At 65.6% G+C, this 18,989-nt stretch carries 19 protein-coding genes and 1 pseudogene; 11 read left to right on the plus strand and 9 right to left on the minus strand.

Annotated features, from left to right (window positions below):
- Nucleotides 1-38 precede the first annotated feature (38 nt).
- A complete protein-coding gene (locus tag C448_RS14575; RefSeq protein WP_049916391.1) occupies nt 39-1,601 on the plus strand; it encodes a TrkH family potassium uptake protein in 1,563 nt (520 codons plus the stop codon).
- 545 nt (nt 1,602-2,146) lie between these two features.
- Entirely contained in the window at nt 2,147-2,473 is a 327-nt protein-coding gene (locus tag C448_RS14580) for a hypothetical protein (protein WP_004055885.1), read from the plus strand.
- 12 nt (nt 2,474-2,485) lie between these two features.
- Here C448_RS14580 and C448_RS14585 read toward each other — a convergent pair whose 3' ends face one another.
- Nucleotides 2,486-4,366, minus strand: coding sequence for a PINc/VapC family ATPase (locus tag C448_RS14585; protein ID WP_004055886.1), 1,881 nt, complete (start codon nt 4,364-4,366; stop codon nt 2,486-2,488).
- Between the two features lie 81 nt (nt 4,367-4,447).
- Here C448_RS14585 and C448_RS14590 point away from each other — a divergent pair, with 81 nt between their 5' ends.
- From C448_RS14590 to C448_RS14605, 4 genes are all read left to right on the plus strand, one after another.
- The gene (locus C448_RS14590; protein ID WP_004055887.1) at nt 4,448-5,566 is read left to right on the plus strand and encodes a M20 family metallopeptidase; all 1,119 of its coding nucleotides are present in this window, start codon (nt 4,448-4,450) and stop codon (nt 5,564-5,566) included.
- Nucleotides 5,567-5,591: 25 nt separating this feature from the next.
- Nucleotides 5,592-7,097, plus strand: coding sequence for a carboxypeptidase M32 (locus tag C448_RS14595; protein WP_004055888.1), 1,506 nt, complete (start codon nt 5,592-5,594; stop codon nt 7,095-7,097).
- A gap of 104 nt (nt 7,098-7,201) precedes the next feature.
- On the plus strand, nt 7,202-7,381 hold the full coding sequence (locus C448_RS14600) for an HVO_0416 family zinc finger protein (RefSeq protein WP_004055889.1): 180 nt from the start codon (nt 7,202-7,204) through the stop codon (nt 7,379-7,381).
- A 49-nt stretch (nt 7,382-7,430) separates the two neighbouring features.
- A complete protein-coding gene (locus C448_RS14605) occupies nt 7,431-7,661 on the plus strand; it encodes a DUF7533 family protein (RefSeq protein ID WP_004055890.1) in 231 nt (76 codons plus the stop codon).
- Here C448_RS14605 and C448_RS14610 read toward each other — a convergent pair.
- Nucleotides 7,658-9,484 (minus strand): UvrD-helicase domain-containing protein, encoded by a 1,827-nt coding sequence (locus C448_RS14610; RefSeq protein ID WP_004055891.1) that lies wholly within the window; start codon nt 9,482-9,484, stop codon nt 7,658-7,660. The genes C448_RS14605 and C448_RS14610 overlap by 4 nt on opposite strands.
- An 82-nt stretch (nt 9,485-9,566) precedes the next feature.
- On the opposite strand from C448_RS14610, the gene C448_RS14615 reads away from it, so the two are divergent.
- From C448_RS14615 to C448_RS14630, 4 genes are all read left to right on the plus strand, one after another.
- Nucleotides 9,567-10,151, plus strand: coding sequence for a riboflavin synthase (locus C448_RS14615; protein ID WP_004055892.1), 585 nt, complete (start codon nt 9,567-9,569; stop codon nt 10,149-10,151).
- Nucleotides 10,152-10,467: 316 nt separating this feature from the next.
- On the plus strand, nt 10,468-10,908 hold the full coding sequence (locus C448_RS14620) for a helix-turn-helix domain-containing protein (protein ID WP_004055893.1): 441 nt from the start codon (nt 10,468-10,470) through the stop codon (nt 10,906-10,908).
- A 30-nt stretch (nt 10,909-10,938) separates the two neighbouring features.
- Nucleotides 10,939-12,066 carry an acyl-CoA dehydrogenase family protein gene (locus tag C448_RS14625; RefSeq protein ID WP_004055894.1) on the plus strand — a complete coding sequence of 376 codons (1,128 nt, stop codon included), beginning with the start codon at nt 10,939-10,941 and terminating at the stop codon, nt 12,064-12,066.
- Nucleotides 12,067-12,103: 37 nt separating this feature from the next.
- Nucleotides 12,104-12,655, plus strand: a complete 552-nt coding sequence (locus C448_RS14630; protein ID WP_004055895.1) for an HAD family hydrolase — start codon at nt 12,104-12,106, stop codon at nt 12,653-12,655.
- On the opposite strand, the gene C448_RS14635 is transcribed toward C448_RS14630, so the two are convergent.
- The 4 genes and pseudogenes from C448_RS14635 to psmA form a co-directional block, all read right to left on the minus strand.
- Nucleotides 12,649-12,885 (minus strand): DUF5822 domain-containing protein, encoded by a 237-nt coding sequence (locus tag C448_RS14635; RefSeq protein ID WP_004055896.1) that lies wholly within the window; start codon nt 12,883-12,885, stop codon nt 12,649-12,651. The genes C448_RS14630 and C448_RS14635 overlap by 7 nt on opposite strands.
- A gap of 104 nt (nt 12,886-12,989) precedes the next feature.
- Nucleotides 12,990-14,023, minus strand: a pseudogene (locus C448_RS14640) (LLM class flavin-dependent oxidoreductase).
- Between the two features lie 79 nt (nt 14,024-14,102).
- The gene (locus C448_RS14645) at nt 14,103-14,801 is read right to left on the minus strand and encodes an Ntn hydrolase family protein (protein WP_049916380.1); all 699 of its coding nucleotides are present in this window, start codon (nt 14,799-14,801) and stop codon (nt 14,103-14,105) included.
- Entirely contained in the window at nt 14,794-15,495 is a 702-nt protein-coding gene (psmA, locus tag C448_RS14650; protein ID WP_004055899.1) for an archaeal proteasome endopeptidase complex subunit alpha, read from the minus strand. Before psmA ends, C448_RS14645 begins: the two co-directional genes overlap by 8 nt.
- 153 nt (nt 15,496-15,648) lie before the next feature.
- Between psmA and panB the strand changes: the two genes are divergently transcribed.
- A complete protein-coding gene (gene panB, locus C448_RS14655) occupies nt 15,649-16,458 on the plus strand; it encodes a 3-methyl-2-oxobutanoate hydroxymethyltransferase (protein WP_004055900.1) in 810 nt (269 codons plus the stop codon).
- 334 nt (nt 16,459-16,792) lie between these two features.
- Here panB and C448_RS14660 read toward each other — a convergent pair whose 3' ends face one another.
- From C448_RS14660 to C448_RS14670, 3 genes are all read right to left on the minus strand, one after another.
- Complete coding sequence (locus tag C448_RS14660) at nt 16,793-17,764, minus strand: phosphoadenosine phosphosulfate reductase family protein (RefSeq protein ID WP_004055901.1); 972 nt, start codon at nt 17,762-17,764, stop codon at nt 16,793-16,795.
- 72 nt (nt 17,765-17,836) lie between these two features.
- The gene (locus tag C448_RS14665) at nt 17,837-18,022 is read right to left on the minus strand and encodes a DUF7333 family protein (RefSeq protein WP_004055902.1); all 186 of its coding nucleotides are present in this window, start codon (nt 18,020-18,022) and stop codon (nt 17,837-17,839) included.
- Between the two features lie 63 nt (nt 18,023-18,085).
- Nucleotides 18,086-18,916, minus strand: a complete 831-nt coding sequence (locus C448_RS14670) for an aldo/keto reductase (RefSeq protein ID WP_049916392.1) — start codon at nt 18,914-18,916, stop codon at nt 18,086-18,088.
- Nucleotides 18,917-18,989 lie beyond the last annotated feature (73 nt).

Genomic DNA, 18,989 nt, shown 5'->3' on the forward strand with positions numbered 1-18,989 from the left:
GCGATAGATTGATCCCGGCGACAGCCGCCAACGCGAACGTGGCTTCGAAGTGGTCGTCGAGTCGGCTGCGCGTCGATTGGCGGACGAGTATCGGTCTCGTCGGCACGGTCGTGAAATATCTCTCGGCGACCCTGCTCGTCCCGCTCGCGGTGGCGCTTTTCTACGGCCGTGACGTGCTGACGTTCGCCATCGCGTTCCTCATCACCGTGATCGTCGGACTGGGACTCGAACGCGTCGAACCCGACCCCGATCTCGGCACGCGCGAGGGGTTCTTGATGGTCGCGCTCACCTGGCTCGTCGTCGCGCTCGTCGGCACCGTTCCCTATCTCCTCGCGGGGATGGGCACCGGATCGACGCTCGCCCACCCGATCAACGCCCTCTTCGAGTCGATGAGCGGGTTCACGACGACCGGCGCGACGATGATGGGCGAGATCTCGTTCACTCAGCACTCACACGCCCTCCTGCTCTGGCGACAGCTCACCCAGTGGCTCGGCGGCATGGGGATCGTCGTGCTCGCGGTCGCGATCCTCCCCGAACTCTCGGTCGGTGGTGCACAGCTGATGGACGCCGAAGCGCCCGGCCCGGGCATCGAGAAGCTCACCCCACGTATCGCCGAGACCGCGCGCGTGCTCTGGCTGGTCTATCTCGGCTTCACCGTCCTCGAAATGGTGCTGCTCTACGGGCTCCATCTCGGCGGTCTCGCGCCGAACATGGAGCTGTACAACGCCGTCTCGCACGCGCTGACGACGCTTCCCACGGGCGGGTTCTCGCCGGAAGCCCGCTCGATCGAAGCGTTCTCGGCGGCCGTCCAGTGGCTCATCATCCCGTTCATGATCGCCGCCGGTGCCAACTTCGCGCTGTTCTGGCACGCGCTCACCGGCAACCCGGAGAAACTGACACAGGACACCGAGTTCCGGTCGTACGTCGGCATCATCGGGGTGTTGACCGCCGTCATCGCGGGCCTCCTCTTCACCGGTGCCGGCATCGAAACCGTCACCGACGCCGTTCCACCCATCATCGGACAGGTCGAGGACGCGCTACGTCACGCCCTGTTCAACGTCGTCTCCATCATCACGACCACCGGTTTCGCCAACATGGACTTCACCACGTGGAGCGCACCCGCGAAGACGATCCTCCTCTTCGCGATGTTCATCGGCGGCTCGGCCGGCTCGACCGGCAGTGCGGTCAAGATCATCCGCTGGGTGGTCATCGTCAAATCCCTCCGGCGCGAACTCTTCACGACCGTCCACCCCGAAGCGGTGTCGCCCGTCCGACTCGCCGGCCGCGTCATCGACGAGCGCGCCATCCGCGGCATCTACGCCTTCACGCTGCTGTACGTCGCCCTCTTCGCCTTCGCCAGTCTCCTGATCGTCATCGACTCCTGGCGCGTCGGCTACACCATCTCCACACTCGAAGCCACGAGCGCCATCGCCTCGACCCTCGGCAACGTCGGCCCCGGCTTCGGCGCTGTCGGCCCGATGAACAACTACCTCGACTTCCCGGCCACGTCGAAACTGCTCATGACCTTCCTGATGTGGATCGGCCGGCTCGAAATCCTGCCCGTGCTCGTGCTGCTCACACCGTCCTACTGGCGCACCTAGCACCCACTTTTTTACTGCGGGGGGTCGCGCTCGCTGTGCTCGCTTGACCCCCGCTTGCAAAAACCTGGACTAAAAACATCCGCTCGCTCGGCCGTTGGCCTCGCTCGCGGCGAACCGCGCTCGTTCCACTCGCGTGGATACTGATGCTCCACAACCGCACAGCACCGCCTCCGCCGAAGCCCTCGGCTACTCGCTTCGCTCGTAGCCTCGCCCTTCATCCACCGAGGGACCGTACCGCCACCGCACCCGTCATACCGTACGAACCTTCCCGGTATCAAGTATTTCCAACCGCCGTCAATTGTGCAATCGCACCTCGTCGATATAGCCGGGTTCGCATCGAATATCGACGTGACCATGCGCTCTCTTGGCGGATCTCGACTTGGCGGTCTCGGCGGAGCAGTGTGCCCACCAATCACACCCAAACAAATATGAATTGGCAATGGGATAACTACGGCACGCAACCGATGTCCATTCGAGACCGCTCGCGTTGGCTGCCGGATCGCACTCCGACATGGGGGGATGTCGTAGCAGGGGTATCGGCCGTCATGTTACTGTATGCCATAGGATTCGCCGAACCATCCGGTTGGGAGTGGCCGTGGGTTGCGGCGGGAATCGTTCTCGTCGCTATCGGGGCCGGCCCGCTCGCAAACACGGCCGTCGGACGCTCGTTCGGGGACTGGTTCCACGACATCGGTATGGGCGGACGCCTCGTCGTCATGGCTGTCCTTCTGATCGTGCTCTTCGCTGTGGAGGGGATGGTCGCTGTTCCGAGTCAAATTGTCGTCAGCGTCGCCAACGGGGGACTGATCGGAATCGTCGTGTTGGTCTCCGTTTGGGTGCTCAATGCCGGCGAAATCTCCGGATGGCGATGACGGCCAGGGAGCCTACGACGGTGCGACCGTGACCTGCCGCCCGCGATCGATGGCCTGCTCCAGCTCCTCAGCGATGGCGCTCCCGCGGGAAACCTGCACCTCGCCACCGCGCGAGACCGTCGCCGTGAACAGATACTCGCCATCGGCCTGGACTTCGACCGTCTCGCCCGCGTGACCCTCCATCGGGATGACGACGTGCCGGGCGGTGATCTCGGGTGTGACGATATCGCCCGCACCGCTGCCACCACCGCCCACCGAGCCGCCCGTGCTGCCGCTCGACCCGCCAGTAGCACCGCCGCCGGATCGTCCGCCCGGTCGCTCGTCGAACGTTCGCACGTCGATATCGATCCCCAGTCTGTTCTCGATGTCGGTGATGCGCCCGCCGCCCTTGCCGATCACCGTCGAGATGTCGGTCTCCTCGACGTAGACCACGGCGGTGTTCGCACTTTTCAGATCGACCTCACAGCTCCCGTGTGCGACCGACCGGATCTCTCGCTCTATCTCCTGTTTCGCGATCTTGTCGACGCCGCTGTCCTCGCTCTCGGCGTCGCCGACCGCCACAGTGACGACCTGCCGGTTGAAGCTGTAGATCTCGTACTCCGGACGACCCGTCTCGAAGTCACGAACCTGGATGACGGGTCGTGCGAGGTCCTCCTCCATCAGCCCCTCGGGGACCTTGACCTCGGTTTCGACGTCGTAGACGGTGGCGATCTCGCCGGCCTCGACGAACACCACGGTGTCGACGACCTGCGGGATCATGCCCAGCTCGACGCGACCCACGAGTCGCCCGAGCGCGTCGATAGCCCGCGTCGCGTGGACGACACCGACCATCCCAACGCCCGCGAGGCGCATGTCCGAAAACACCGAGAAGTCCTCGGTCTTTCTCACTTCGTCGTAGATGGTGTAGTCCGGCCGGACCATCAGCAGCGAATCGGCCGTGTTCTCCATCTTCCCGTCGAGCTCGGTATACTGGGTCACCTCGGCGTCGACCTGCAGATCGCGCGGTTTCTCCATCGTCTTCACCGAGAAGTCCGAATCGGCGAGGAACTCGGCGATCGCCCCCGCGAGAGTGGATTTGCCCGCGCCGGGTGCACCGGCGACGAGCACGCCGCGCTGGTGGTCGAGCAGGCGCTCGCGGAGGTCCTCGGCGTAGTCGTAGTCCGCCAGCTCGGTCTCGGCGATCGGCCGGACCGCCGTGATCTCCAGCCCGTCGGCGAAGGGCGGTCGCGCGAGCGCGATCCGGTACTCGCCGAACTGGACGATCGTCATGCCATGCTTGTCGAGCTCGACGAACCCCTCGCTGGAGGCGTGTGTCGCGCTCTCGATCTCGTCGATCCACTCGCGGAGCTCGCCCTCGGTGAGTTCGTCGTCGCCGATTGCCTCGAAACGCATCTCGCCGACCGTCCCGCGCTTGGCCATCGGGGGAACACCTGTCTTGAGGTGGACGCTCATCGTCTCGTCGTCGAAGAACTCCTCGATCGCCAGCGTCTCGACCTCGCGGACCTCGGGATCGACGTACTCGACGGCAAGCCCGGTGGCACGGGCGACCTCGCTCTGAACCTCGTCGCTCGTGAGCAGCGTCGCCTCGTGCTCGGCCGCGAGATCGCGGATGAGCGCGTCGACGCTCCCCTCGTCGGCGCTGTGGCGCTCGCTCGCTTCGGGTCGCCGGCCGATGTATTCGATCTCGATCCCGCCGTCGTCGGCGAGGTCGGCAAGTCGCTGGAGCTCGTCGAGACCCTCCCAGCCGGTTTCCTGGCCGTCGTTGGCCTGCGCTTCGAGCTCGGCGACGACCGCCTCGGGGATCGCGACCGTCTCGCCGGAGAGCCCACCGCTCGCCGCTCGTTCGGACACGCGACCGTCGATGACCGCGCTCGTGTCCGGGACGATAGTCATATCATCACTGGGCCGGCGAGCGGCATAAGGATGTTCAAGCGCGGGCGAAAGCGCTTATGCGCCGCTGCCCGACCGCCCGCCATGTCCACCGTCACGGAACTTACCCGCGAGCTCGTTGCAATCCCGAGCCACGACGACGAGACCGACGCCGGCGATTTCATCGAGAGTTGGCTCCGCCGCGAGACCGACGCCGCCATCACCCGCGACGAAGTCGGCAACGTCATCGCCAGACGCGGGAGTGGTGAAGAGTCGCTCGCGCTCGTCGGCCATCACGACGTGGTGTCGCCGGACGATTCGCAGGTCGAGGACGGCGAATACGTCGTCGAGGAGCGCGATGGGCGACTCCACGGCCGCGGGACGGCGGATATGAAAGGCGCTGTCGCAGCTGCGATGTGCACCTTTCGGGATAGCGAGGTGCCACGCACCTCGAAGAGTCGGGCACAGCCCGACGGCGCGGATCCCACTATCGAACTCGTCTTCGCCAGTTTCGTCGGCGAGGAGATCGGTGGCGAGGGTGCACGCCACGCCATCGACCAAGGATTCGCACCCGACTGCGCAATCGTCGGCGAAGGCTCGACGGGATATTCGGCAGCCGGTGTGACCGACATCGCGATCGCGCACAAGGGCCGGCGCGCGAGCACCATCACAGCCCGCGGCACCGCCGCACACGCAAGCGAACCCGAGGCCGGCGAGAACGCCATCTATCGGGCGGGCGAGGCGGTCGACACGATCCGAGGGATGGACGGGCCGAGCGCGGACGTATTTGGCGAGGATCTGGAGGGAAGCATCGTCGTCACCGAGATCGAGGGCGGGTCGGCGTGGAACGTGCTCCCCGAATCCTGTTCGGTGACGGTCGACGAGCGCACAGTCCCTGGCGAGCGCGCGCCGCTCTCGCGAGTCGAAAACGAGAGTACTGAGTGGGTCGTCGATCAGGACCTCCCACCGATGGCCTGCAACGACGAGGCGTTCGCCCAGCGGGTGCTCTCGGCCGCTGACGGCGCACAGAGCGGCGACCCCGAACTGGTGACGAAGCCACACGCGACCGACGCAGGCTGGCTCGCCGAGGCGGGAGTGACATGTGTGGTCTGTGGCCCCGCGGAACCGGGCGAGGCGCACACGAGCGAGGAGAGCGTCTCGCTCGATGTGCTGGATCGGTGCTACGATATCTACCGGGGTGTGGCGTCGGGAGGCGAGAATTGATAGGCCACCGCCCCGGGATTCGGGTATGGCAACCGACGCCACGCAGACCGCTGCCTACGAGGAGCTCCTCGACCGCTACGAGCGCATCTCGAACATCGAGGGCGCTGCGGGGATCCTCAACTGGGACCAGGAGGTGATGATGCCCGAGGGCGGCACGCCCGCGCGCTCGGCGCAGCTCTCGGCGCTGTCGGCGACGAGCCACGAGCTCCTCACGGAGGAAGCGATGGGCGACGCGCTCGATGCCGCCGAGAGCGCGGAGCTCACGGACGAGAAAGCCGCCGCCGTCCGCGAGATCCGTCGCCAGTACGAGCGCGCGACGCGCGTGCCGACGGAGTTGGTCGAGGATATCTCGCGAACCACGAGCGAGGCGCTGCCGGTCTGGAAGGAGGCCAAAGCCGAGGACGACTTCTCGAAATTCGCACCCATTCTTGAGAAGCTCATCGACCTCAAGCGCGACTACGCCGAGCAGATCGACCCCGACCGCCCGGCCTACGAAGTGCTGTTCGAGGACTACGAACCCTATCTCGGGCTCGATACTGCCGAGCGAATCCTGGAACGTCTGCGTGAGGAACTCGTCCCGCTCATCGACGCGGTGGGTGAGAGCGATGTCGAACTCGCGAGTCCGTTCGCTGGCGAGTTCGATCCCGATATCCAGGAAGCACTCACGCGCGACGCGCTCGATACCTTGGGCTACGACTGGGATCGGGGTCGCCTCGACACCGCGCCCCATCCCTTCTCGATGGGCACCACCTTCGACGCGCGCGTGACGACGCGCTACGAGGACGACGACTTGCTCGGCGCGCTCACGAGCACGATCCACGAGTTCGGCCACGCGACCTACACGCAGGGACTCCCCGACGAGGAGTACGGGAGTCCGCTCGGTGAAAATCGGAATCTCTCGGTTCACGAGTCCCAGTCCAGATTCTGGGAGAACCACGTCGGACGCTCGGAGCCGTTCTGGTCGCTGTTTCTGCCCCACGTCCGCGAGCGCTTCCCGGAACTCGACGGCGTGACACCCCGTGACGCCTACGAGGCTGCCAATCGGGTGTACGATGACAACCCCATCCGGATCGAGGCCGACGAACTGACCTACCACATGCATATCGTCCTCCGGTTCGAGATCGAGCGCGAGCTCATCGAGGGCGATCTCGACGTGGTCGAGGTCCCCCAGGTCTGGAACGACAAGATGGAGGAGTATCTCGGAGTTCGGCCCGACACCGACGCCGAGGGCTGTCTCCAGGACATCCACTGGTCGCACGGTTCCTTCGGCTACTTCCCCACCTACTCGCTCGGCAGCGTGCTCGCGGCTCAGCTGTACGCGAGCGCCGACGAGGAGATCGACGACCTCGACGGGCAGATCGAGGCGGGCGAGTTCGGCCCGCTCCACGAGTGGCTCACCGAGAACGTCCACCAGCACGGCAAGCGCTACACGACGCCCGATCTCATCGAGGAGGCCACCGGCGAGGCGTTCACCGCCGACTACTTCCTCGACTACGCGAGCGAGAAATACGGCGCGCTGTACGATCTCTGAGGACGGATTCGGCGATTCGCCCTCGATATCTCTCGGTCCGCTTCCGGCAGAGGTGTGGGTCAACCACCAGAGCTATATGAGTGGTGTGCCATGACGTAACACGCATGGCAACCGCATCGAACGAGAACGACATCGACGATTTTCTCTCGGGACGTGGTCACGACACCGACTCACCGGGGTGGGAGGAGAGCTACAACAAGAAGCAGTGTCCCGACTGCGGCGGCCTTCACGAAACGGACGCGAGCACGTGTTCGGTCTGTGGCTGGTCGCCGCGAGCCGATTAACGTTAGACCGGGGCGAAGCCGGTAAGTGTCGTCCCTGCCCAGCGCGCACGTGGGCATCCTCAACACGCTCGGCCTTGTGGTGACGCTCGCCTTCGCGCTCCCGGTCGCGTTACTCGGCGTCAACCTCGTCATTTCGGGGCGCGCGACCATCGGCATCGCGCTCTGTGTCGTCGCCGTCCTGATGGTCGCGCTGAAACAGTACGTCACGACGCCCGACGACGTGCCGACGGCCGCGGCCGAAAAGACCGTGAACGCGGTCGTGAAGGACGAGGAGAACTAGTCGGCAGCGGGCGCTTCGGTTTCGGCGAGCACGTCCTCGATCGTGACGCCGCTCGGTTCGTTGTCGAGCAGCACGTCGACCGGGAGCGTCGGCGCGCCGCTCACGAGGTCTTCGAGGAGGACGAGTCGTTCGCGCGCGCGGCTCATCCCGACGTAGAACACGCGGCGCTCGTTGTCGGTGAGCATCGGCACCGGGTCGGTGCCCTTGTCGAACTCCCCGCCCGGCACGCCCGCCGTGTCGTCGACCGAGGCGGCCATCTGCTCGACGACCTTCTCGGTGAGATCCGTCGCGACGAAGACGTGGTCGGCCTCGCGGCCCTTCGCCGAGTGGATGGTTCCGACGCGAACGCGATCACGCTCGACGTCCTGGTAATCGCCCGCGAAGTAGGCCTTCACCGACTTCTTCTGGAACTGCGAGGTCTTTCTGAGCATGTCCTCGGCCGACGCCGGCCCGGGCATGAACGGTGCGTACTCCGTGACGAGATCGGGATCGATGACGAGATCGGTGAGGTCCTCGACGCCGGCCTCCTCCTGTCGCTCGTCGATCGCGTCGTAGAGCGCGTCGCGGTTGTTCGTCCCGAAGGCCGTGTCGGCGAGCATGTCGGCGAGCCGGCGGGCTTCGAGCCCCGTGATCGACTCGCCATCGGCGGATTTCTCGACGGCGTTGACGTAGTCGGCCAGCCGGTCGGTCCACATCCGCTGGTCGGTGAGCGCGCGGAAGGGGATGCCCTCGTCGATGAACTCGTCCATGAACTGGAAGAGCTGGTAGCGCGCGCGGAAGAGTATCATCGCCGTCTCGTCGGTGTTCTCGACCGTCGAACGCACGTTGCGGACGAGATCGAGCATCGAGGGCGTCTCGACGGCCTCGACGCTCCCGCCCTCGATCCGCGGCCTGAGGTTCTTCTCCTGGCGGTTCTCGATGTGGCGGATCTCCCGGTTGACGACGTTGAGCACGCGCGAGGGGAGTCGGTAGGAGGTGTCGAGGATGACGTCCTCGCCGCCCTCTTCGAGCAGGAGCTGTGGGTCAGCGCCCTGCCAGGCGTAGACGACCTGATCGTCGTCGCCGGCGATGAGCGCGCGCTCGACGTGTGGTTTCCACTCCTCGTAGACCGAATACTGGAGGGTGGTGATGTCCTGAAACTCGTCGATGACGAGATAGTCGACGCTGGGCAGTAGCGAGCGCTGCTCGACCCGTTCGAGCATGTCCGCGAAGCCGACCTTGCCCGCCTCACCCTTGTGTGTTCGCCACGCACGGATCGCCTCGGGGACGTCGATGCGGTCGTCGTCGCTCGGCCACGTCGGCGTGTACTTGTTGCCCTGCTGGGCGTTCTCGTCGATTTCCGGCGGGAGGCGCACCTCCTCGTCGTTCCACTGGAAGGGGACGTCGTACCAGTCGGCGACGTCCTTGGTGGTGCGCTGGAGCCACTGGCTCGTGGCGATGATCTTGTTACCGATGGTCGTCGAGCGCGCGCTCCGGCGGCGCGAGCCCTCGTACTCGTCCTCGAAATCGAGGCCGTAGGACTCGCAGAACTCCTTTTTGTCCGTCTCGCCGACGACATCGCCGCTCGAAAGGTCGAGCAGGCTGTACGCTTTCGCGTGCATCGTCGAGACGTTGCCCTTGAGCGAGCGCGGACTCACGTCGAGGCGCTCGGCGAGACGCTCGCGGATCTCGGTGGCGGCCGCTCGGGTGTACGATACCACCAGGACGTCGTCGATGGTCACGCCGGGGTGATCAAGGATCTCCTCGACGCGATCGAGCAGCGCCGTCGTCTTCCCGCTGCCCGGCCCGCCGAACAGCCGGGTGACGTGCGAATCGGTGGACATTGGCCACAACAGGAACTCGCCCACTATAAGCGGCGTGGCTCCCGAACGCCACACTCATGCCACGACGGGAAGTAGAAACGCCATGTTCACCGGCATCGTCGAGACGACGGGCGAGGTACGGGACGTGCACGAGGCAGAGAGCGGGCGGCGCATCCACGTCACGACCGATCTCTCGGGGCTCGAACACGGCGACTCGATCGCCGTCGACGGCACCTGTCTCACCGTCGAGGAGACGGGCGAAACCATCGAACTGTTCTGCTCGGCCGAGACGCTCGCGCGGACGACGCTCTCGGCGGTCGAGTCGGGCGACGCGCTCAATCTCGAACGCCCGCTCGCCGCCGACGGACGCCTCGACGGTCACTTCGTCCAAGGCCACGTCGATGCGACCGCCGAACTCGTCGACGTCGAACAGGTCGGCGAGGACTGGGTGTTCACGTTCTCGCTGCCCGACGGTGTCGCACACTACGTCGTCGAAAAAGGGTCGATCACCGTCGACGGGATCAGCCTCACCGTGGCGGAACTCGACGAGGACCGCTTCTCGGTGGCCGTGATCCCGACGACCTACAAACTGACGACGATGAACGAGTTGGCACCCGGCGACGGCGTGAACATCGAAGTCGACGTGATCGCGAAATACGTCGAACGATTGCTCGACGGCCACCGCTGAGAACGGTGGTCGGCGCGCGCTCGCGCTCGTGTGCGAGCAACGCGAGCACCGAGCGCGAACACTGCGCGAGGGATGAGCGAACGAGCAACGCGAGTGAGCGAATCGGTTGGGGAGGTGTGTGGGCTGTTGTGGTGCTGGTGCAGGAAGTAGTGGTGTCCGCGCGAGTGCAGCGAGCGCGGTTCGCCGCGAGCGAACGTAGTGAGCGAGCGGATGTTTTTAGTCCAGGTTTTTGCGACGAGTGGTTCGCCGGAGGCGAACCCGAGTCGTAAAAAAGTGGAGGCGTAGCATTATACCGTCCACGCGCGAAAGATCGGGTATGCCCAAATACTCCACCGGCGACGCGTCCGGGGGTGGCGGGAGCTGCGAGCTCTGCGGGACCGCGAGCGACGATCTGACGACGGCGATGGTCTCCGGGGCCGAGCTCGATCTCTGTCCCGACTGCGTGCCCCATGGCGAGCAGGATCGCCGGTCGAGTCGCGATGAGGGAGGTCGTGACGGCGGCTCCAGCGGTCGTGGCGATCGCCAGCGGGCGGCCAGCAACGTCGCGAAATTCGGGGACGCCACCACGGGCGATTCCAGCCACTGGGAGCGCGAGGGGACGAACTACGACCGCGATCAGCTGCCGTATCTCGTCTCCGAGTACGGCGATCGAGCACGGAGCGCGCGCGAGGAGGCAAACCTCGATATCGCGGCGCTGGCCGACGAGCTCGACNGGTGCTTGTCGACGACTGAGACGAGGGGTCTCCGGAACGGGTAATTTTTGCGCGCCCGGAGCTAGTGGCATGGTATGGACCTCACTGCCGAACAGCGCGCCATCCGCGACACCGTCCGGGAGTTCGCTCGCGAGGAGATTCGACCCGAGGCCGAGCGGGCCGATCGCGAGGAGCGCTTCCCGGAGGACGTCTGGGACGGCCTCGCCGACCTCGATATGACTGGGTTGACGACGCCCGAGGCCTATGGGGGATTCGACGCCGATTCGCTCACCTATAGTTTGGTGAATGAGGAGCTCGCCGGCGGAATGTTGGCGGTGGCGACGGCGCTGTCGGTCCACTGTCTCGCCACCTCCTGTATCGCCGAGTTCGGCGACGAGCGCCACCGCGAGCGCTGGCTGCCCGAGATGGTCGACGGTCGCCCCGTGGGTGCGTTCGCGCTCTCGGAGCCCCACGCCGGCTCGAACCCCGCTGCGATGAGCACCGAGGCACGGCGCGAGGGGGACGAATACGTCATCAACGGCGACAAGCAGTGGATCACGAATGGCGAGCGCTCCGGGGTGATCGTCCTCTTCGCGAAGACCGATCGCGAGGACGACCGAAGCATCACGCAGTTCCTCGTGCCGAAGGATACCGAGGGCCTGGAGGTGGGTCCCACAGAGGACAAACTCGGCCTGCGCGCGAGCGACACGACGAGCCTGACCTTCGACGACGCGCGGATTCCGGTCGAGAATCGATTGACTGAGGAAGGACGAGGACTGTCGGCGGCGCTGTCGATCCTCACCGGTGGCCGTATCGCCATCGCCTCGCAGGCCGTGGGGCTCGCCCAGCATGCCCTCGACGAGTCGCTCGCCTACGCTCAGGAGCGCGAGCAGTTCGGCGACGCCATCGGCGAGATCCAGACGATCCGCCACAAGCTCGCCGAGATGCGGACGAAGACGCAAGCTGGTCGGCTGCTGACGCGGGATGCGGCCCGGCGCGCCGATCGTGGCGAGGAGCACCGCGAGGCCGCGAGCATGGCGAAATACGTCGCCAGCGAGAACGCCGTCGACGTGGCCAGCGAAGCGGTCCAGATCCATGGCGGCTACGGCTACACCACCGAGGGCGGCGTCGAGCGCCTCTACCGCGACGCGAAGATCACCACCATCTACGAGGGGACGAGCAACATCCAAAAGAACGTCATCGCCCGCGAGCTGCTCGACTGATCGAAGCCGACTTCCCCCGTCCTGTTCTTGCCCCGGTATGACCGTTACCGTCCCCGACGACGTCGACGCCGTCGTCTACGACCTCGACGGCACGCTCGTACGCCTCACCGTCGACTGGCGGACCGTCGAGAGCGAGATCGCCGCGGTGCTCCGCGATGCGGACGTCGATCCATCGGGCCTCGACGCCTGGGCGATGCTCGACGCTGCCGAGGACGCGGGCGTCGGGAGCGAAGTCGAGTCACTCATCGCCGCGGCCGAACGCGACGGCGCACGCGACGCGCGCCGACTCCCGTTCGCCGACGAGATCGAGACCCGACTCCCGATCGGGATCTGTTCGCTCAACTGCGAGCAATCCTGCCATATCGCGCTCGAAAAACACGACCTCGCCGAGCGGATGGAGAGCGTCGTCGGTCGCGATTCGGTTCCCGAGCGCAAGCCCGCGCCCGAACCGCTGCTGGCCGCCGCCGAGGAGCTCGGTGCAACTCCCGAGCGGACGCTGTTCGTGGGTGATTCAGCCGGCGACGAGGAGGCCGCCGAACGAGCCGGCACGCAGTTTGCGTACGTCGGCGACGGTCCGACGAGCTACTGATCGTCCATCCGGCGCGCGTAGCCATAGACGCCGAGCGCGACGACGATCCAGACGACCGCACCGACCCGGACGGCGAAGGAGACGCGCGCGTTCCAGGAGTCGAGCGGGGTGCCCGCCGAGAGCAGCGCGACGATCGGCGCGCCGACGACGATCGTGAGGACGAACGTCACCTGCATCACCCAGCCGTAGTCGACGCCCTCGGGATCGCTCGTCTCGACGGGTTCGGGCACGGTGAGAGTTCTCGCGTACGGCGATAAGCCTTTCTCGCCGGGTCGTGGCCGCCGGCGTGGTGACACGCGCGATCGCCGGTTGTCGGAATCGAACCGATCACCCGCTATCGCAGCGTGAGATCGGCCGCGTCGGCGAGCAGTTCGTGTGTTTCCAGCATCTTCTCGTGATCGCCCATCTGGTTCTGGACCACGACCTCGTCGACGCCGACCTGATCAGTGATCGTCTCCAGCAGCTCGCGGACCGTCGACGGGCTCCCCGAAATCTGGCGGGGCCATTGGCCCGGTTCGAGCGGGGTCGGCGTCGGGTCGGGCACGTAGCCGAGCTCTTCGATCGCCTCGTCGACCGACCGGATCGGGTCCTCGTTGATCGCGCCGCGCTGGATCCGTTGCCGCGACGCCTCGACGGTCGCACGCCGCCGGGCCGCCTCCTCGTCCGTCTCGGCACAGGTGACGTTGACCGCGATCGCTCCCTTCGAGTGCTCCGGCCCGGCCCCGTACGACGAGGGCTGGAACCGGTCGTGGTAGGTCTCGAACGCCTCGACGGCGGGGCCGGGTCTGAGAAATGCCGCGAAGCAGTAGGGTAGTCCCAGTTCGCCCGCGATCGCGGCGCTCGACGGGCTCGCCCCGAGCACCCATACCTCCGGAACGCTGTCGCGCGAGCGGGCGAGGCTCAGATCGTCGAACGGGTGATCGTCGTCGAACCCGTCGTAGAGGTGGGACGCGACCTCGTCGATCTTCTCGGCGTGGTCGTCGCTTCGGTGTTGTTCGCTCCGATCTTCCTGCAACGCGAGGTTACTGACTGGACCGCCTGTCGCGCGCCCGAGCCCCACGTCGATGCGGTCGGGTGCGAGCGCATCGAGCACGCCGAACGATTCGGCCACCTTGTACGGGCTGTAGGGTTGAGTAGCACAGTACCGGACCCCACTCGAATGTCGTCGGTTTTCGCGGCGATGTGTGGGATGAGCACCTCCGGTGTGCTGCTGGCGAGCCGCTTGGGGAAATCGTGATGTTCGGCCACCCAGTAGCGCGAGTAGCCGAGTTCTTCGGCGTTCCGAGCGCGCTCGACGGCGTTCTCGAACGCTTCGGTCGCCGTGCCGTTCTCCGGAATCGGTACGAGATCGACGATCGAGAGATCCATCTGTCGTGGTCACTCCTGCATCAACAGTCGATTGCTTCGATTGCCGCGACGAGATCCGCTACCGTTGACGACGAGTCGGTCACAGGGCGTTCTCGACGCGATCGTAGCTGTCGATATCGACGCCCTCCTCGGTGATCGTCGCGAGCGAGAGGCCGTTACCGCTGGCGGTGTCGCGTTCGGTCGCGCTCTGGACCGCTCGGGCCGCGGTGGTTCGGGCGTCGTCGACGCTTGCTTCCTCGTCGTACTCCCCTTCGAGGACGCCGAGCGCGAACGGCGAGCCCGACCCGCTCGCGGCGTACGTCTCCTCCATGACGCTCCCGCCGGGGCCGATGCTGTAGACGTGAGCGCCCTCGTCGTCGACGCCGCCGAGCACCGGCTGGACGATTTGGAAGTTCCCGCTCCGCAGCCGGTTCGCGGTGACGTTTGCGAGCGCGTTCAGGCTCATCGTCGTATCGCGGCGGGTCTCGTAGAGACGGACCTCCGCACGCAGCGATTCAACTAGCGACTGGGCCGCGCTCACGCTCCCGGAGATGGTGAGTGCGGCCGACGAGTGAATCTGGAGGATCTTTCGGGCGTTCTTGCTCGCGACCATGTTGCCGGCGCTCGCGCGCATATCTGCGGCGAGCACGACGCCCTCCGCAGCCGTGAGGCCGACGGTCGTCGTTCCCGTTTTCAACTCCGTCGTTCCGTCGCCTCCCTGCGATGCACCACCGAACTCGGGCGTGGTGGCGCGCGCTTCGCTGTTGCGTCCGCCCATACGGTGACTGTCCTTACTCATCGTCGGTCTCGAAATCGATCTCGTCGAGATGTGCTTCGATCTCGTCGTCGTCGAGCTGTCTCTTATACACATCTCTGANGGCGTCCCGCACGGACGCGAGCGCTTGGAGCGCGATCTGGATGCCGCCGTCGAGGTCCGCGTCCGGCCGATAGTTCGTTTCGAGGTCATCGAGAATCGCGTCGCGGTCGGCACCGACGGCGCTCGCCGACCAGCCGGTCGCGGTGCCGGACGGGTCGGTCTCGAACAGTCGCGGCTCGCCGTCCTCGATGCCGGCGACGAGCAGCGCGACGCCGAACGGTCGCGCACCGCCGGTCTGGGTGTACTCTTGGATGTGGTCGGTGAGTTTCCCGGCGAGTGTTTCGACGCCGATCGGTTCGCCGTAGCGCAGTTGCTCGACCTGTGCCTGCTCGCGGGCGAAGTCGACCAGCTGGCGGGCGTCGGCGACGTGGCCGGCCGAGCCGACGGCGATGTGATCGTCGACCTTGTGCAGTTTCTCGATGCTCGATCCCTCCATCAATGGCGATCGGACCCGCTGTTCGGCGACGAGAACGACGCCGTCGGCGGTCCGGACGCCGAGACTCGTGCTTCCCCGCTCGACCGCCTCGCGGGCGTACTCCACCTGATAGAGTCGGCCGTCGGGCGAGAAGATAGTGGTACCGCGATCGTAGGCTTGCTGTTGGTTTTGTCCTTGCATAGCGTGAGACGTCTCCGTTCGAGTTCACCCGAAGTTAGGACTTCTCCTATATATGGGGTTTGGTTTATCGTGTGGCCGGCGACGCGATCTCGCGCTGCGTGGTCGTAGTATGGAGTCGGAGCCGTTTACTCCCGTCGCGTGTGAGGGTCGCCCATGCCAACCACGGTCGGTGAGTTCCGTGCCGACGGCGAGACGCCGCTGACGATGTTGACCGCCTACGATGCGCCGACGGCGGCGGCCTGCGAGCGGGCGGGCGTCGACGCGATCCTGGTCGGCGACAGCATGGGCAACGCGATGCTGGGCTACGATTCGACGCTCCCGGTCACGGTCGACGAGGTCGCCAGCCGGACCGGCGCGGTCGCGCGCGCGACCGACGAGCCGCTCGTGATCGCCGACATGCCCTTCCTCAGTTTCGGCGTCGACGAGGCCGAAAGCCTCCACAACGCCGGAAAGATGCTGAAAGAGGCGGGCGCACACGCCGTTAAACTCGAAAGCGGGTCGCACACCGTCGAGCTCACCGAACGGCTCGCCGAACTCGGCATCCCGGTGATGGCCCATCTCGGACTCACGCCACAGAAGGTCAATCAACTGGGCTACGCGCGACAGGGGACCAGCCGGGAGGCCGCCAGCGAGATCGCCGACCTCGCCGTCGCTCACGAGGATGCGGGCGCGTTCGCGCTCGTACTCGAACACGTGCCGGCGAACCTCGCTGCCCGGATCACCGACGATCTCTCGATCCCTACCATCGGCATCGGCGCAGGGAAAAACTGTGACGGCCAGGTGCTCGTCGCCAACGACGTGCTCGGCCTCGGCGAGCGCATCCCACCGTTTGCCACGTCGTTCGGCGATCTCCGCGGCGAGATGGAGAACGCGATCTCGGACTACGTCGATGCTGTCGAAGACGAGGAGTTTCCGGCCGACGAGCACAGCCACGTCGAATCGGATCTCGACGATCTCTACTGAGGCGGCTGGCGGAGCGGCCGTGCGGCCGCTGGGCGGCGGCGGGGCGGTTGCGGAGCGGTCCCCTGATGTCCTGGTGGATGAAGGGCGAGCGCGACCGAAGGGAGCGCGAGGGCTTCTGCGGTACTGTGCGGGTGCGGGAAGCGGAGAACGATAGCGTCCGCGCGAACGGAGTGAGCGCGGTTCACGAGAGACGCTTCGCGCCTCTCTGGCTCTCGTTCACTCCCTGCGGTCGTTCACGAGAACACCGCGAGCGCCGTCAGGCGCGAGCGGTCTTTTTTGGTGGAGATTTTTTGGCCTAGTGGTCCGCGAAGCGGACCCGAGGTCAAAAAAGGTCCTACATGTAGCCGAGATCGCGCAGGCGCTCCATCAGGTCTTCTTTGTCCTGGGCGCGGCCGGCGCGCTCGGTCGTGCCTTCGAGGTCCTGGAGCCAGGCGGGCTCCTCGTCTGCCTTTTCGGTGCTGACTTCGCTGCCGAGTGAGCGGAAGCCGGCGAAGTACTTCGGGCTGATCGGGATGTCCTCGTTCGTGAGGCCGTTCGGGAGATCGTCGGCGCTCTGGGGGACGTAGCCCTCGTCGGGGTACTCGGCGACCGTCTCGGGCACCGCGAAGTTCCAGAAGGCGTCCCAGACGTCGCGCTCCTCGAACTGCAGGATCGGTTGAATGCGGTCGTGGGGTGGGTAGATTTCGGGGTCGTGACGCGGGCTGAAGAAGGTCTCGTCGGCGCGGGCCTCCTGTTCATCCCAGCGCACGCCCGAGATGACGCCGTCGACGTCGTACTCTTTGAGGGCGTCGTTGAGCGCGACCGTTTTCAGGAGGTGGTTGCCGACGTAGGTGTCGAGCAGGAAGTCGAACGTTTCTTCTTCGTATTCGAGGATCTCGCGGACGTGGTGGCGGTTGTGCTCGGAGAGCTCTGAAATCTCGATGTCGTCACCGGGTTCGAGTCCGTGCTCGTCGACGTAGTTGCCGACGTCCTCGTTGCGTGCGTAGCGCACCTCGAGATCCCACTCGTCGGCCCATTTGTCGACGAAGTCGTGGATCTCGTCGAAGTGCTGGTAGTGATCGATGAAGATCGCGGGCGGGACGTCGAGATCGAAGCGCTCGGCGACCTCCTTGATGAAGTAGAGCGTGAGCGTCGAGTCCTTGCCGCCGGTCCACATCACTGCGGGGTTGTCGTACTGTTCGAGCCCCGTTTTGGTGACCTGGATCGCCTTCTCGATCTTGTCCTCGATGCTCGGGTAGTCCTCGGGGTCTTCGCCCTCGCCGTCGGTGTAGTCGACGTCGAGGTAGTCGGGAAAGTCCTGTGGCATCTCGTAATGAGATATAATTAGGACAGTAAAAGCGTTTGTGGCTTCGCGTCGGGGTGGTGTGCTATCGCATACTTAGCGCAGCGCGCGGTACTCGCCGTGCTGGATGCCGATGAACAGCGTCAGTACGCCGAAGACGAGCAGGCCACCGAGCACCATCATCACGGTGCTCGTTGCCATCGGGCTCATGAACGTGCCGATGGCGATGATGGCGAACAGCACCACGAACGCCCCGACCGTCTTTCCGAGGTCGAACTCCATATCGACCCTCGGAGTGCTGTGAGAATAAGGGTTGGCAAACCGTTCAATCGCTGCGATCGGTTCTTACCACGGGGCGAAGTCGGGATCGACCTGCCGCTCGCGTTCGTCGATGGCGTCGATTTTCTCGATATCCTCGTCGTCGAGGTCGACGCCGAGCGACGCCCAGTTGTCCTCGATGTGATCGGCGCTCGTCGCCTTCGGGATCACGGTCACGTCCTTCTCGTGGAGCCATGCGAGGCTGATCTGTGCCTCGCTGGCGTCGTGTTTCTCGGCGATCTCGCCGAGTTCGTCGATCTCGAAGACCTTCCCGCGCGCCAGCGGCGAGTAGGCGACGAACTCGATATCGTGGTCGTCACAGTAGTCGCGGAGTTCTTCTTGTGGCAGAAGGGGATGGCATTCGGCCTGTTCGGCGAAGAGCGGCTCGTCGAGCACCTCACGGGCGGTGTCGAGGTGTTCGGGCTCGAAATTGGAGACGCCGATGCGATCGATCGCGCCGCGATCCTTCAGTTCGGCGAACGCCGACAGCGTGTCCTCGGGATCGTACTCGCCGGACGGCCAGTGGGTGTAGAGCAGATCGAGCGACTCGACGCCGAGATCGTCGAGGCTCTCGGTCGTGGAGTGGATCACGTCGTCGTAGCCCAGATTCGAGATCCAGACCTTGGTGGCGAGGAAGACGTCCTCGCGCGGGACGTCCGCTCGCTCGATACCCTCGCCGACGCTCTCCTCGTTGCCGTAGGCCTGTGCGGTGTCGACGTGTCGGTAGCCCGTGTCGAGCGCCGTGCGGACGCTCTCGGTACACTGTTCGGGATCCTCGTTCTCCCACGTTCCGAACCCGAGCATCGGCATTCCCTTCGCACGCTCGACGCTGTCGGGACTGAACTGCTCTGAAGACATGTACTCGATCGAAGGACCGACGACCGAAAAGCCGTTTGGGAAGCGGCGAATCGGACGATCCCACGCTGGAGCG

This window comes from Halococcus morrhuae DSM 1307 (assembly GCF_000336695.1).
GTDB lineage: Archaea > Halobacteriota > Halobacteria > Halobacteriales > Halococcaceae > Halococcus > Halococcus morrhuae.